The sequence below is a fragment of the Oscillospiraceae bacterium genome (genome assembly GCA_035353335.1).
Taxonomy (GTDB): domain Bacteria; phylum Bacillota; class Clostridia; order Oscillospirales; family JAKOTC01; genus DAOPZJ01.
On sequence record DAOPZJ010000015.1, the window covers coordinates 20,255 to 35,629 of the forward strand.

The 15,375-nt window shown below is 51.2% G+C and carries 13 protein-coding genes; 9 read left to right on the forward strand and 4 right to left on the reverse strand.

The window, feature by feature from the left end; genetic code table 11:
* Positions 1-93: 93 nt before the first annotated feature.
* A complete protein-coding gene (locus PKH29_04750; GenBank protein HNX14143.1) occupies positions 94-633 on the forward strand; it encodes a sigma-70 family RNA polymerase sigma factor in 540 nt (179 codons plus the stop codon).
* 29 nt (positions 634-662) lie between these two features.
* Positions 663-2,309: a DUF4179 domain-containing protein gene (locus tag PKH29_04755; protein HNX14144.1), complete on the forward strand. Its 1,647-nt coding sequence runs from the start codon at positions 663-665 to the stop codon at positions 2,307-2,309.
* 683 nt (positions 2,310-2,992) lie between these two features.
* Here the strand turns inward: PKH29_04755 and PKH29_04760 are convergent.
* The gene (locus PKH29_04760) at positions 2,993-3,253 is read right to left on the reverse strand and encodes a DUF6291 domain-containing protein (protein ID HNX14145.1); all 261 of its coding nucleotides are present in this window, start codon (positions 3,251-3,253) and stop codon (positions 2,993-2,995) included.
* 377 nt (positions 3,254-3,630) lie between these two features.
* Here PKH29_04760 and PKH29_04765 point away from each other — a divergent pair, with 377 nt between their 5' ends.
* The 7 genes from PKH29_04765 to trpS all read left to right on the forward strand — a co-directional run bounded on the left by PKH29_04765 (position 3,631) and on the right by trpS (position 11,512).
* On the forward strand, positions 3,631-5,250 hold the full coding sequence (locus PKH29_04765; GenBank protein ID HNX14146.1) for a hypothetical protein: 1,620 nt from the start codon (positions 3,631-3,633) through the stop codon (positions 5,248-5,250).
* 360 nt (positions 5,251-5,610) lie between these two features.
* Entirely contained in the window at positions 5,611-6,084 is a 474-nt protein-coding gene (gene greA, locus PKH29_04770; GenBank protein HNX14147.1) for a transcription elongation factor GreA, read from the forward strand.
* Between the two features lie 43 nt (positions 6,085-6,127).
* Entirely contained in the window at positions 6,128-7,618 is a 1,491-nt protein-coding gene (gene lysS / locus PKH29_04775) for a lysine--tRNA ligase (GenBank protein HNX14148.1), read from the forward strand.
* Between the two features lie 68 nt (positions 7,619-7,686).
* A complete protein-coding gene (locus PKH29_04780) occupies positions 7,687-8,466 on the forward strand; it encodes a hypothetical protein (protein ID HNX14149.1) in 780 nt (259 codons plus the stop codon).
* Position 8,467: 1 nt separating this feature from the next.
* Positions 8,468-9,166: a hypothetical protein gene (locus PKH29_04785; protein HNX14150.1), complete on the forward strand. Its 699-nt coding sequence runs from the start codon at positions 8,468-8,470 to the stop codon at positions 9,164-9,166.
* 32 nt (positions 9,167-9,198) lie between these two features.
* Positions 9,199-10,377, forward strand: coding sequence for a PLP-dependent aminotransferase family protein (locus PKH29_04790; protein ID HNX14151.1), 1,179 nt, complete (start codon positions 9,199-9,201; stop codon positions 10,375-10,377).
* Positions 10,378-10,507: 130 nt separating this feature from the next.
* Positions 10,508-11,512 carry a tryptophan--tRNA ligase gene (gene trpS / locus PKH29_04795; protein HNX14152.1) on the forward strand — a complete coding sequence of 335 codons (1,005 nt, stop codon included), beginning with the start codon at positions 10,508-10,510 and terminating at the stop codon, positions 11,510-11,512.
* Between the two features lie 213 nt (positions 11,513-11,725).
* Here the strand turns inward: trpS and PKH29_04800 are convergent, their stop codons facing one another.
* The 3 genes from PKH29_04800 to PKH29_04810 form a co-directional block, all read right to left on the reverse strand.
* Positions 11,726-12,214 carry a hypothetical protein gene (locus PKH29_04800; protein HNX14153.1) on the reverse strand — a complete coding sequence of 163 codons (489 nt, stop codon included), beginning with the start codon at positions 12,212-12,214 and terminating at the stop codon, positions 11,726-11,728.
* A 179-nt stretch (positions 12,215-12,393) separates the two neighbouring features.
* Complete coding sequence (locus PKH29_04805; protein HNX14154.1) at positions 12,394-14,058, reverse strand: hypothetical protein; 1,665 nt, start codon at positions 14,056-14,058, stop codon at positions 12,394-12,396.
* 272 nt (positions 14,059-14,330) lie between these two features.
* Positions 14,331-15,278 (reverse strand): D-2-hydroxyacid dehydrogenase, encoded by a 948-nt coding sequence (locus tag PKH29_04810; GenBank protein ID HNX14155.1) that lies wholly within the window; start codon positions 15,276-15,278, stop codon positions 14,331-14,333.
* Positions 15,279-15,375: the final 97 nt, after the last annotated feature.

Below are 15,375 nucleotides of genomic sequence, written 5' to 3' on the forward strand. Positions count from 1 at the left end.
CGGATTGCTGTAAAATGGAAACAAACCGATCTTTTGTAAAATAATTTGTAAGATTTTACCCCGCTCAACCGTATTAGGGTCGGAGGTGAGTTGATGCCGATCGGGACCACGCTGACCGAACAGGCGTTTTTGCGCCACTCGGAACTCGTTTACCGGGTCTGTTTTGTCTATCTCAAAAATCAAGCCGATGCGGAGGATGCGGCCGCGGACACCTTTGTGCGGCTGATGGAGAGCCGAAAGACGTTTGAGTGCGACGAGCATCTCAAGGCCTGGCTGATCGTCACGGCCAAAAACCTCTGCAGGGACGCCCTGTCCCATTGGTGGCGCAAAAAGCGGATCGGCAGCGAAACGCCGGAGTTCGCCGAAGCGCCCGGTGAAGACCGCGAGACCCTTTCGATTTTGTTGGAGCTGCCGGTCAAATACCGGGAAGCATTATCGCTTCATTGCCTCATGGGCTACAGCGGTGAAGAGACCGCCAAAATCCTCGGGATCAGCCCGTCGGCATTGTATGTCCGGCTCAGCCGGGGCCGCGAAATGCTTCGACAGGCGCTTGGCGAAGCTCCCGCGAAACCGAAATCCGTGAAATCCCGGTCTTCCGAACCCCGGACGCTCCGCCCGACTGACAGCTTGTGACTTTTGGCTTTACGGAAAGGATGAATCTTATGAATCCCATTGATCAAAAAATCGAGGGCGCGCTCGAACAAGTGACCCTCTCGCAGGATGCGAAATACCGCATCAAAAATAAAGTAAAGGCGTTTCCTGCCAAGCATAACAAACGCATTGGCGGAAAACTCTCCTCCGCCGCGTTTTTAAGCATTGTTTTGGCCTCATTGATCTTCATAACGGCGGCAGCTGCCGTAGGATTTTCGCTGTTCAAAGGAATATACGGCGAAAAGGCGGAAACCCTGACGCCTTACGGCGTCACCATCGGCACCAGCGTGCAAAACGGAGATGTTCAATTGACCCTGCACGAATCGGTCGCGGACGATTACGCCACCGCCTATATCTTCTCAATCAAAGGCCTTACTGACGCAGGAAAGGCACTTGTTGCCTCCAATACCCTTGACCCGAACGCCGATGAAACCGTCTTCCGGCAGACAAACAAAGGAGAAACTCTTGTTAAAACAGTTTTGACCGACAATTATCCGACTACTTCCGTTGAAAAAAACCCTCCGAAAGAAAACGCCGATTGTCAGTTGTACGAATTGCATCAGCAAACAGATTCTGACGGGGAATACGTGTATTTCGACATCGGCCTGCGCCGTAATAACGTCATGTATAACGCCGAAAACAACGCCTCCTATGTGATTATTCCGATTGAATCCCTGCGTGAAGAAAGCCGTGAATATTTCGCATTATATATCATCACTCCGGAGGTACAGCAGCTTACCTTGACTTTTAACGGCTTGGAATTATCGCTGCCCCAAGCGACAACATATATTCCGGGCACCGAAGTCATTATTGATGGTTATATTCAAGATTATATGCTGACTGAAGGTGGTCTGGTTATGATAATGTATGATTATCCCACCAGTGCAGTTTTAACACCGTTGGGATTGTATGTAAACGATAATCATGCCAGATCGCTTGCATATAGGTATGCGTCATTGACCTTCAATGACGGCAGCGAACAATATCTGAGCGAAATTTCAAACGATAAATCCGGTATCGCAAGCTGGAAGCCCCGTTATTTACCGACTCATTATCAAGGCGCAGTCTATCTGTTCAACGAAATCATGGATATTTCCACCGTTAAATCCCTTGTATTCAGCGATGAAATTGAATTCCCATTCGACGGCAGCGCGCCGTTTGTCCGTTCTTCCGGCAGAATTTTAGACCCAAACGACCCTCAACTCCTGTATTGGAAAATTACCGCTCAAATTCGGGATTATATCATCGAAAATTGCCCCGAATCTCAATATGTTCGAAAAACCGGTTTTCGTGCTTCTGATTTTTCATGTAGCTATGAAATTATCGATAACGGCAGTGTAAATGATAATAACTGTAAATTCATAATCAGTTTCTCCAGACTATCAGGAGGTACACTTGAAGAGGAAGCCCGGGCTAAGGTCGAAAGCATAAAACGCGGGATTAATTATGACTTGTCCTTCAACGTAGCGGGCACAGGCGTTTACAATGGCACTGATGTTCTGGTCGTAGAATGCGGTGAAACTTCGCCGGGTCTTTACAAGCGCTGCATTTTTGCGTTTTATGAAGGCAAATTACTGACTATCGAATACGACGGCTATACCGGCCAGCCGACCGATTATGCGTTCGACGCTCTTTTAAACCTGATCAAATTCGATTGAAAATCAATTCATAAATCAAAAATAGTCGTTTGTAAAATTCATTGCTGTTGAATACAGTGAACCTTCGTTCAGTGATTATAAACGCTGTATCTACGCTCTGTATGAAGAAAAATTATGGTGCATTGAATATCGCGCCGATCCGGATCTGCCAAACGACTACGCCTTTAACGCGCTTTTGGATCTGATCACTTGATAAAACGTATTTCAAACTTTTCAACGGGCCGCTTCTGCGGCTCTTTTTCTTGTAAAAAACTCCTTTTCGGGACGTTTTTCGAAAGTGATACAACCCCGAAAACCCGTTTATGCTCGCGCGCGCGACCGGCGCGTCAGCGCCGGTGCATCTGTTTCTTTTTCTTTTTTGTTTTTTGTTTTTTGTTTATCGTTTTCATTTTCATTTTCTTTTCCATTTAGATCTGCATTTACATATACATTAACATTGACATTATCATTTACATTAGGGGTTTACAGAGGTTCTCCTTCCGGATTTGACGCCGAAACCCCTTGGGGTTATCCTCACATAACCCCCGGGGTTTGGCATCAGAGGTTGGTCATGGGTCCAAAAAAGGATATGAACGTTGATAGTATGAAGCCCGGACCGCAATCGATTTCCGCTCTTTTACCCCTTTTTGCTGCCGTCAGCGTGAAATCGGCCTCCGGGCGCCTCCGAAAGGGCCCTTTCCGGCTCAATTTTCATTTTTCGGCCTGCCTCCGAGCTTTCCGTACGGCGCCCCTTTTTTTCCGTTTTCATACCTCTTGTGATTTGCCTCAAGCTGAGGGGCGATCAAAGCGAACATCCCGAGAGCCACACCGGATAACGGAACGTCCTCCATACCCAGTCCCCGATGGATGATCGCTATCATGAGTTTCAGCTGATCTTCCTCCTTTTTGAGCGTCTCGATCGCTTCGTAAAAGCTGCGGTAGAAAACAAAACTGTTGATCGGCATACGCGTTTCCTTTCTGACCTGACGGTCACCCTCCCGATTCGAAAATCGGATCTTCGTTTTTGATGCGGGGCGCTTGTGTGAGCCGAAGCGCCCTTCCCTGCCGCACTGCCTCGCATCATCGGCTTCACAGAGGCGGCGCAACAGTTATACTATTATTTTAACATATATAATATCATGTGTCAAGTATATTTATGATATTTTCTATTATTTTTTAAATCGGTTTTTCTTTTGCATAAAAGTTCCCTAAAATCATTTGTCGCAATATCATGAAAAATGACGATGCGCTCAGTTTGGCATAACTTGTATTTTGTACCGTATTATTGTAAAATGCAGACAGGAAAAGATCCGACAGTGCGATAAAGGGAGGTGGTTCATCCATGGGTTCCGAAACGATCAAAAAAAGGACTGCGTCCGAAAGCGAAGCGACCCGGAAGGATACCGGCTCCCGGACTCATCACTTCCGAAAATACCCGGTGAAGACCGTTATCGCTCTTGCCGTGGATTCCCTGCTCGTTTTGTCGGCTGCCGCGATCGGCGGCGTTTCTTATTACAAATCCAACAACGGAACCGGAGCCCGGCAGCCCCGCAGAACCACGATCGGAACCAGCGCGCAAAACGAGGATGTTCTGCTGACCCTGCACGAATCGGTTTCCGACGATTACACAACCGCTTATATCTTCTCGGTCCAAAGCCTGACCGATGCCGGAAAATCTCTTTTAAACGCCAATACGTTCGACCCTGACGCATGTCGGGCGGTGTTTGAGCCGGCCGATGCGGAAGAACCCGCTTTAGAGACGCTTGCGAACACCGAACCCGCTGCCATCGCCGATGAAAAAACACCGCTCGCCCAAAACATCGATTCCCGTTCCTATACGCTTGAGATACTCTCCCCTTCCGGTGATTCCGTTGAATTAAATATCGGCCTCCGTCGGAAAGGCCTGATTGATGATGCGGAAAACAGCGCGGTTTTCGCAATCCGCCCCATTGCCGCGAAAGGTGAAGAAAACCGCGAATTCTATTCGCTGGACATCATCGGCGACGCGCCGCAGCAGCTTTCATTGACCTTTGACGGACTTGAAATTCCGCTGTCAAAAGCGACGGCGCGCAATTCCGGGATTGAAATCGGCATCGGCGGCTGCCTGCGGGATTACTTTCAAACCGAGGGAAAATCCGCTCAGACGACGTCCGATTATCCTGACGATGCGGTGCTGACCCCGCTTGGGCTGTATGTGAACGGCGGGAACCAAGCGGCCTTCTTTTACGATCATGCGAAACTGGTTTTTAATGACGGCAGCGAAGTCGGATTAAACCGGCTGTCACAAGCCGAAAAAGAATATTGCCCTTCCTTCTTTGCCGACGCGGATGATTCTCTTTCGGTCTTTCTTTTCAAAGATTTAGTAGATAATTCCTCCCTGAAGTCACTGGTGTTTTTCGACGAGGTTGAAATCCCGACAGACGGCGGGACACCGTTTGTCCGCTCAACCGGCCGAAAGCTGAAGACCTCTTCGGATACGGACGTTGTTTGGACCGGTGTTCAGCGGCTTCGGGATTATATTGCCGAGGCCTGTCCGGTCCCGGTTGGCGTTCAGGGCTCTGCTTCGGAAAACGCCTGGTCAAATGTCAAATACGGTGGTAAGGACACGCTGTGTTTTGATGTCGTATCCGATTTGGATGCCGATAAGGCCGACCGCTTCTTCATCTCGTATACCGAAATTTCCGGTTTGGCGCTTGAACAGGAAGCACGCGCCATGATCGAGAAATGCAATACGGAACAGCGCGCCGCCGGAATTCCCCGTACGTTGTCATTTAAGATCATCAAAACGGGCAAACTTGTCGGCAACCAATTGATTGCCGTGGATTGCGGTGAGACGGCGCCCGGATACACAAAGCGCTGCATATTCGCCATTTACGGCAACCGGCTTGTCACCGTTCAATATGACAGTTTCAAAGACGGCGCCGCTTATCAGGCGTTTGACGAACTGTTGAAATTGTTTTAAATTCGGCAATTTCATTCAGATCCTCACGATATGCATTTTCTTTGTCCGAATATCATCACAAACGGTGATTAACATCCATAATTTTGTATATAAATATGCGGTTTCCCTTGACAAAACCTCTTTTTCTTGTATAATGGTTAAAACGCCTCCGAAACAGGGGCGTTCAGCATTCACAAGAACGTGAATGTTTAAAAAGAATGATCCTTACGGTTCATTCTTTTGATGTTTATATGAGAACGTTTTCAGGTCCGATACATAAAACGTCCCATACGGCATATGATTGGTCGCATGCGAAAGATCATTGCGGACGATCCGCCGCACAAACCGCCTAATTTTTTCCGAAGAGAGAGGTAGTCGTACATGGAAAAACAAACCGTCCTCACCAACGAGGGACTGGCAAAACTCAACGAAGAACTCACACAACTCAGAACCGTCACCCGAAAAGAAGTCGCGGAACGCCTTAAAATCGCCCGCGGCTACGGCGATCTCTCCGAAAACAGCGAGTATGACGAAGCGAAAAACGAACAGGCCAAAGTCGAGGCGCGAATTCTCGAACTCGAGACCATCATCACCAAAGCCAAGGTCGTCAGCCGCAGCGACATCAACAGCAATGCCGTCGGCATCGGCTCCCATGTGCTGCTGCTCGACACCGAGTATAACGAGGAGATGGACGTCTTTTTGGTCGGGAGCAGCGAATCCGATCCGGACGGCAACCGTATCTCCAACGAATCCCCGATCGGCGAGGCCATTCTTGGCCGTAAAGTCGGCGATACCGTTGAAGCCGTCACCCCATCCGGGACTCTGAAATTTAAAATTTTAAAAATTCTCGAATAAGAGTTCCCTCCCGTTTAAAAAACAGCATAGGAATGAAAAAATAATGGAAACAGGAAACGAAAACGCCCTTCAGCCCGAACTCTCCGAAATTCTACAAATCCGGCGCGACAAGCTCACGGCCCTTCGGGCTGCGGGCAATAATCCGTTTGAGATCACCGTCTTTGACCGTAAAAACACCGCCGCCGAGATCATCGGGGATTTTGAAAAATATGAAAACCAAACCGTCAGCGTCGCGGGCAGAATGATGTCGTGGCGCGATATGGGTAAGGCCTGCTTCATGGACCTTCAGGACACGAGCGGCAAAATCCAGCTCTATATCAAAATCGACGAGGTGGGCGAAGAGACCTATGCGGGAATGAAAAACTGGGACATCGGGGATATCCTCGGCGTTGTCGGCTATGTTTTCCGTACCCGCCGCGGCGAGATTTCGATTCACGCCCATCAGGTGACCCTGCTTTCCAAATCCCTGCTCCCGCTCCCCGAAAAATTCCACGGTCTGACCGACACCGATCTGCGTTATCGCCAGCGGTATGTCGATCTCATCGTCAATCCCGAGGTCAAGGACACGTTTTATAAGCGCAGCAAGATCCTCTCGCTGATCCGCAAATTCCTCGACGCGAAGGGCTATCTCGAGGTCGACACCCCGGTGCTGCACACGCTCGAAACCGGCGCCGCGGCCCGTCCGTTCAAGACCCACCACAACACCCTCGACATCGATATGTATCTGCGCATCGAGACCGAACTCTACTTAAAGCGCCTGATCGTCGGCGGCATCGACAAGGTCTATGAAGTCGGCCGCATCTTCCGCAACGAGGGGATGGACACCCGCCACAACCCCGAATTCACTTCCGTCGAGCTCTACGAGGCCTACACCGACTTTCACGGCATGATGGATATCGTCGAAGAACTCTATATCTATCTGGCCAAAGAGGTCTGCGGCACCGCCGAACTCACTTATCAGGGCAAACAGATCCGCATGGACGGCCCGTGGCCCCGCGTCACGATGGCGGATGCGGTCAGGCAGTATTCCGGCGTCGATTATTACGACTGGAAGTCCGACGAAGACGCGCAAGCCGCCGCAAAGGCAAAGAACGTCCATTATGATAAAAACGCCTGCACCAAGGGCGATATCCTCGCGGCTTTCTTCGATGAATTTGTCGAGGCAAACCTCATCCAGCCCACTTTTATCTATGATTATCCGGTCGCCATTTCTCCGCTTGCGAAGCGCAGACCGGACGATCCCGAATTCACCGAGCGTTTCGAATTTTTTATCAACGGCGGCGAGATGGGCAACGCCTTCTCGGAATTAAACGACCCGATCGACCAGCGGGCGCGTTTTGAGCGTCAGGCCGCGGAACGCCGCAGGCAGGGCGCGAACGCGCAGGTCGACGAGGATTTTTTGACCGCAATGGAATACGGAATGCCGCCGACGGGCGGGCTCGGCTTCGGGCTCGACCGGCTGGTGATGCTGCTCACCGACAGCGCGTCGATCCGGGACGTGCTGTTGTTCCCCACCATGAAGCCGGAACTTTAATTGCAGGCCTTAGCTGCCGCAATACGGACATAGCGTTCCTTGGGGACGCCGGAAGGGAGACCTTTCATATGTCGAGAAAACTCACGTCGCAGGAATCGGCCGGCCCGACGCTTGAACACCTCGAATACACGCCTTTGACGCCCGGGCAGAAGTTTGGCGAGTTTTTTGCTGACCACTGGAAACTGATTGCCATCCTTGCGCTGGCTGTTATCGGCGCAATCGTGGGATTTGCCCAATTGACCAAAGAACCGGTTCCCGACGTCAAGGTGCTTTTTTTATCTTCGTCCTATGTTCTGCCTGAAAAAACCGCCGAAAAGCTTGAAGGTCTGCTGGTGCCCTATACGCCGGATGCCAATAAAGATTCGGCGCAGTACGCAAAAGTCTATTCCTGTTACTTCGATAAAGGCAATACCGGTTCGAATCCCAAAGAAACCGCTTTGGCCGCGCAGCTGCTTGCCGACGACACCTGCTATGTGATCTTTGCCGATCCCGACGCCTATGCGTGGCTCGCCGAAAACGGCTATGTCTCCAAATTGGGAGATTTCATTACCAACCGCCCGGATATCGAACCGGACGCGCTCGGTTTTAAAATTTCGGATTCAAATATATTCGGTTATGTCAATAACGGGACTTTCGCTTTCGCGGGAGATGATTTCGGACTCTCCAACGCGTTCGCCGATTATCAGGTGATTTTTAAAACAGGGGCTTATAACGAGCTGACCGGTGATTCTCTGACTGCCCTGCAATCCTCCGTCGTGTTTTATAAGGGTGTCGCCGCAACCGTATTCACCTCTTCTTCATCCGGGTCCGCACCCTCGGAAACATCTTTTGTCATCGGGGTAGATTGAAATGGCAAGAAAACTCACTTCAAAAGAACAGAGCGATCCCGTTTTTACCCCCATCCGCACAAAAGCGGAGGTCGGACGGTGGGAGCGCTTTTCGGATTTCTGGTCGGAATTCCGCTGGCTGGTGATCCTGGGCATCGCGGTTCTTTTAATTATCATCTATGCGGTTTTTTCGGTTTTCAGCAAAACTCCGGATCTGACGCTTTGCATTGTCACGACCGGCACCGCCGCAGACGCCGAACTCGGCGACCGGCTTGTCAAGGAACTGACGCCTTATGCCATGGATATGAACGGTGACGGCAAGGTTCTGCTCGTCACAGAATACTGCACCATCGGTTCTTCCGGAGCGACGGAAGCGGCTTTTGAACTGGATATCGCCGGAGGCAAAAAATTCGCGGTTCTCAGCAGCCCCGAGGCGACAAAATACCTCGCCGAACACAATCTGGACGAACCGATGACCTCGTTCTCCGACAAACTGCCCGCGGGAACCGTCGGCGTTAAAGTCGGGCAGCTCGATGTTTTCGAGAAAGATCTCGCATTGTACGACGACCTCGAGGGCTGGACCTTTTTAATGCGCAGCTATTCGGCAGAAGGGCTAAATAAAGCAAGGGAAACCAAGACCGAGCAGGCCTCCGCGTTTCATTTTTATGTATGGCTCCTGAATAATTGGAACGGCGAACTTCCGGGCGCCGTCAGTCAATAAAAAACAGACAGAAAACAAAAGGAAATCAGACTATGAATTACCGTCTCAGCGAGAGCTTTAAAAACCTCAGGCCGTCGGCCATCCGTGAGATTTTAAAACATACCTCCGGCACCGACGTCATTCCGTTTGCCGCCGGAAACCCGTCTCCGGAGGCCTTTCCGACCGAGGATATCCGACGCATCATCAACGAGATCACAAAAAGGCCTCCCGCGGCTTTTTTGCAATACGGCATCAGCGAGGGTTATGCGCCGCTGCGCGACTATCTGAAAGCCGATCTGACCGCAAAGGGGCTGAAGTCCGATTCCGACGATCTGATCATCGTCTCGGGCGCGCAGCAGGGCATTGATCTCTCGGCGCAGATTTTTTGCAATGCGGGAGACGTGATTCTTTGCGAGGACCCGTCCTTTATCGGTTCCTTGAACGCCTTCCGCTCCCACGGCATCAAACTCGCGGGAATTCCGATGGAAAACGACGGGCTGGATCTCGCAGCGCTGGAAAAGGCGATGAAAACACCGGAAGCGAAGCTTTTATATGTGATACCGAATTTTCAAAATCCTTCGGGCACTTCGACTTCATGGGAAAAGCGCATAAAAATTTATGAACTCGCGAAGAAACACGGAATCGTCATATTGGAGGACAACCCCTACGGCGACCTGCGGTTTGCCGGCGAGGAGATCCCGACCATCAAATCCCTTGACCGGGACGGCCTTGTGATCTACTGCGGCAGCTTCTCCAAACTGATCGCGCCCGGCATCCGCGTCGGTTATCTGCTTGCCGACGCCGAGTTGATTGCCAAACTGACCGTCGCCAAACAGGCCTCCGATGTACATACCAACCTGCTGGCCCAGATTCTCGTCCACGAGTTCATCAGCACCTGTGACCTCCCCGCGCACACGAAAAAAATGCAGTCCCTTTACCGGCATAAATATAACCTGATGGCGCGCGGGCTCGAAGAAAACGTCCCCGGCACCGTGCGGTTCACCAAACCCGAGGGCGGCTTGTTCGTCTTTGGTTATCTGCCCGAAACGATGGATATGATGGGCGTCGTCAGGGCCTGCATCGACCGGAAACTCGCCATCGTGCCCGGCTCCGCGTTCTCGGTCGACCTTCAAAAACCGGCACACACGATCCGCCTCAACTTTTCGACCCCCTCCGACGAACAGATTGTCCGCGGCTGCGAGATCTTAGGCAATGTGATAAAAGCATTGTAACCCATTTTGGAGATCAAGACCTCTGAACTTGCCTTTCTTGTTAAAGGGAGGGGAACCACCGAAGTGGCGGTGGGATTCATCCCTGCGGGGGAATTTTTGAATTAACCTACGATAAGGACGATCGATCACCATGGAAAACGAAGCCAGAAAACGCATTTTCTCGGGCATCAAGCCGACCGGCGAACTGCATCTCGGCAGCTATCTCGGCGCAATCAAGAACTGGGCCTCTCTTCAGGACGAATACGACTGCGTCTACTGCATCGTCGATATGCACGCCGTCACCGTCCGTCAGGACCCGGCGACGCTGCGCAAAAGGTCGCTGAGCCTGCTCGCGCAGTATATCGCCTGCGGCCTCGACCCGAATAAAAACATCATGTTCATCCAGAGCCACGTCCCGGCGCACGCCGAACTGGCCTGGGTATTGAATTGTTTCACCATGGTCGGCGAACTCAATCGCATGACCCAATTCAAAGACAAATCCAAAAAGAATAAAGACAACATCAATGCCGGGCTTTACGATTATCCGGTTTTGATGGCGTCGGATATTTTGCTGTATCAGGCCAATCTCGTCCCGGTCGGAGATGACCAGAAGCAGCACGTCGAACTCTGCCGCGACGTTGCGGGGCGTTTCAACGGCGTCTACGGCGACGTCTTCACGATTCCGGAGCCGTTCATCCCGAAAATCGGCGCGCGCATCATGAGCTTGTCCGACCCGGAGAGCAAGATGAGCAAGTCCGAAGAGGACCCGGCGGGAACCGTCGATTTGATGGACGAGCCGAACATCATTTTGTCGAAATTCAAAAAAGCGGTCACCGACAGCGAGACCTGCGTCAAATATGACCCGAAGAATAAAAAAGGCATCTCCAATCTGATGAGCATTTACAGCGCATCGACCGGAAAGACCTTCAAAGAAATTGAAGCCGAATTCGAGGGCAAAGGCTACGGCGTGTTCAAGCCGGCGGTCGGCGAAGCGGTGGTCGAACTGCTGCGCCCGATCCGCGCAAAGGCCGGGCAGCTGCTCTCCGACAAGGCCTATCTCGAGAGCATCTACAAAGACGGCGCGCAAAAAGCCTCCGTCCTCGCTGCCCGAACTTTATCCAAGGTCTATAAAAAAGTCGGCTTCGTGGCAAAATAATCTCTTTACCTCCCTTGTCAAAGGGAATGGGGGAAGGAGTTCGCTTTACGAACTCCCTGATGAATTGCAATGCAATTCATTTTCCCCTGCAGCGGTGGTAGGATTCTCGGATTCCTTTGTTTTTTAGTAAAATGACATTCCAATCGGCTTTTTCCGAAGGGTATGCCACTTTAAACTTTAAATTTTTCACTTTATCCTAAGTTAATTATTGTTTTAAAACAATTTTACCTTTTTCGGTTCTTCTTTTTCCCGCTCCTCCCGGTCTTTTTTCACAAGGATCAGATTGAGCAGCGCAAACACCCACCCGGTTGACAGAATCACAATCAAAATTGCAATGCCGGTGCTGCCGACGGGCGTCAGAATCACTCCGAAACCCGCGAAAAAGCTGATTGCCCCCAACACCAGCACATATCGGCTCGGCAGGAGATATTTTTCGTTTCCTCCCGGGATCAGATAGTGATTATAGGTATTAAAACTCTTCATCGCGCAAACGATCATCGCGATTGAAGTGAGCAGAACCAATCCGAATATCAAAAAACTGAGGATTCCGGCAAAGCTCATCAGCTGCTCTTTCATTCCGTTTCGCCTTCCCAACATCGAAATCAGGGAAAGCCCCGTAAAAAAGACAATAAAAAAACCCAGCATGGACTGAAGAAACATCACGATGCCCGAAATTTTTAGAATGATGGGCCCCTTGGCCATAACGCTCCCTCCCCGCTGAATCGAAATCTTATGATGCTGCCGCCGCTTTGATTCGTCCCGGTTCGTTTATCTGTATCATATCTCCGAATTTTTCGGTTGTCAAGTTCCCTCTTTAAAAATAAAAGCGCCGTTCCAAAACGGCGCTTCCATCATTTGCTTTTTATGGTTTTTATCTCTTTTCACTGTAGAATTTGCGCGTTCTGCAGACCGAGCGCGGCGTTCGATTCTTTCAAAACATCCGCGACGCCGTAAAACACCGCATCTTCACGATAGGATTTCAAGCTCTCCGCTATCGTCGCTTTTTCGAAAATAACCGCCCTGTACAGCTGTCCGTAGACGTTGCGCCGGAGCAGTTTCGCCGATTCCTCATAAGCGGGGCCGCCCGGAGCATAGTAAGCCGGAACTTCGACCATCAGTTTCTGTGCCTGATACCGGTCGATATAGCCGTCGATCTTCTTTTTTAAGCCCGTAAGGACTTCTGCGTATTCCGCTCCGCTTTTGCCGGCGGACACCGCGAAACGTTCGCCCAGTGAATTTTGATAATATCCGCCCAAATTCGGGCATGCGCCGAGTTCGGTATTGCCGATTGCGATTCCGTATAACGGGTCATAGGCAGGCGCGGTGCAGGTGCCGTCGCTTTGGAGCGTATAAGCCCCGTCTCCGAAATTGCACTCCAGATAACTCGCGCCGTTCAACCCGTAACATAAATCCACAAACCGGTTGATCACCTGATTCGGCATCGGCGTCGCGGAAGTCATGACATACCCGTAAACCGAATTTGAATAGGTGAGCGGATGCTCTGTGCTGAGCGGCGGCATCGGCTCGAACACTTCGGAAGCCCACTGCAAAACTTCTTTGTTCATGGGATCAAAGGGCTTTCCGGTGATTCGCTCGTAATTCGCGGCCGCATAGGTCAGTCCGGCTTCGAGAAGCGCTTTCGGATTGGTCATATAAATGGTGCCGTATTTGCCGGCCATCGCGTCTTCGCTGATTTGATCGAAATTGTAGTAGGCGGAGGAATCGGGATCGATGACCCCGTCGGCGAAAAGCTGTTTCAGATAAGTCAGCGCCTGTTCGGCGTTTCCTTTGAACAGCGCGTCGGCAATGCAGCCGAGTTCGGGGTCATAGCCGAGCGTCGTGCTTGTCGTTTGGTCGAAATATAACCCGAACGCCTGCATGATCTGGGTATTAAAAGCCGGATTGAAAAAGCACAGCAAAAAATCGTTCCCGACGACGCCGTCCCCGTTCATATCGTTTAAAAGAAATTGTTTGCCGACGTTCTCAAACTCGGCAAGCGTCTTCGGCATCTGAAGCCCGAGCTGTTTGAGCCACTGCGTGTTGACCGCGAGTTCCCGGTTCAAACTGAGGCCGCTGCCGATCACACTGTCCGGCGAATAGGGGATCGCGTAGATATTGCCTTCAATTTTGAAGGTGTTTCGAAATTCCTCCGGCAGCGCAAGCCAGGAAGTGTTTTTGGCGAGATAGCCGTCGAGCGGCAATATTTTGCCTTCATGCGCCAGTTCTTTGATCTTGAGGGGATTGTCGAGCAGCACAAGGCCCTCCCGCTCTCCGTTCGCGGCCAGTTCGGTGCTCTGTCCGATCTGCTCGTTGTAAATCGTGAAGTCCGTATTGCTGTGCACCGACATATATTCGATCCACGCGTCTCTCGTGTCTTTGTCGTAGTAGTAGCTGTATTCGTTTTGAGAGACAAAACTGTAATAATTCGTAACGCTGATGCCCACCTGTTCGGTCGGCGACACCGGCGGATTGGCCGAACCGCCTTTTCCCGAACAGCCCGCCGAAAAGAATATCAGCGCCATAAACGCGGCGGTTATTTTTTTCATCATAGTCCCTCCGTCACTCCGCCGTTTTAAGACAGATTTTCGCCTTTCAATCGCTCTTGAAATGATTATATCTGCGTTTCTTGAAAAGTCAATAAAAAAGCGCCGTTATGACACGACGCTTTACTTGCGGATTACCACATTGGGAGCGCCTGCAGTGCGCACAACGGCCAATACCGTTCCCTGCAGAAGTACGGCGGGCGATCACAGATCGCCCCTACGGGCTGGAGTGTCACTGCGTATTTTTAACTGCCAACTATTCACTTGGAATTCCGCTAACTCACAACATTGACCGGCTTTCCGTCTAAAAACGCCTTCATATTGCTTGCCACCAAACCGATCAGCCGCTGGCGCGCTTCTTTGGAAGCCCATGCGGTATGCGGGGTGATCACGCAGTTCTTGGCGCTGAGCAGCGGATTATCGGCCTTCATCGGCTCGACCGTCAGCACATCAAGGCCTGCCGCGGCGATTTTGCCGGAATTGAGCGCGTCGGCCAACTCCGGCTCATTGACGACCCCGCCCCGGGACGTGTTGATCAGCACCGCGGTCGGCTTCATCAGCGCGAGCGTGTCTTTGTTGACCAGTTCTTTGGTCTGCGGAGTCAGCGGGCTGTGAATCGTCAGATAATCGGAACGCGCGAACAGTTCTTCTTTGCTCACGAGTTCATAAGGGCAGTTCTCGGGTTTTGTTCGCGTGCAGACGATCACCTTCATGCCGAACGCGTCGGCCGCTTTGGCGACCGATTTGCCGATGCTGCCGTATCCGAAGATGCCCAGGGTCTTGTCTTTGATCTCGGTGATCGGATAAGGAAAATAAGAAAACGCCAGCGACCTGACCCAGTCGCCGTTATGCACCGACCGGTCGTATTGCCCGATGCTGCCCGCAATCTGCAGCAGCAGCGCGAACACATGTTGCGTGACCGAGTCGGTCGAATATCCCGGCGCGTTGCAGACCGTAATCCCATGCCGTCTCGCGGCTTCGAGATCGATGTTGTTATATCCCGTCGCAAAAAGGCCGACGTATTTGATGTTTTTGCACTGCGCAAAAATTTCCCCGGTCAAAACTGCCTTGTTGACCAAAACGATATCGGCGTCCCCGATGGTTTCGGCCAAATCTTTCGGCGGGACGATGTCGTGAAAAGTCACGTCGCCGAGCGCCTCGATGGCGGAAAAATCGACGTCACCGACCGTGAGCGTGCATTTGTCAAATAAGCTGATTTTCATAAAACGGTTCCTCCGGGAAAATATACAGCCATTATATCGTAAAACCGCTCTTATTTCAAGGCAAATATGGTGACAACGGTTTTACCTGATCTGCGCC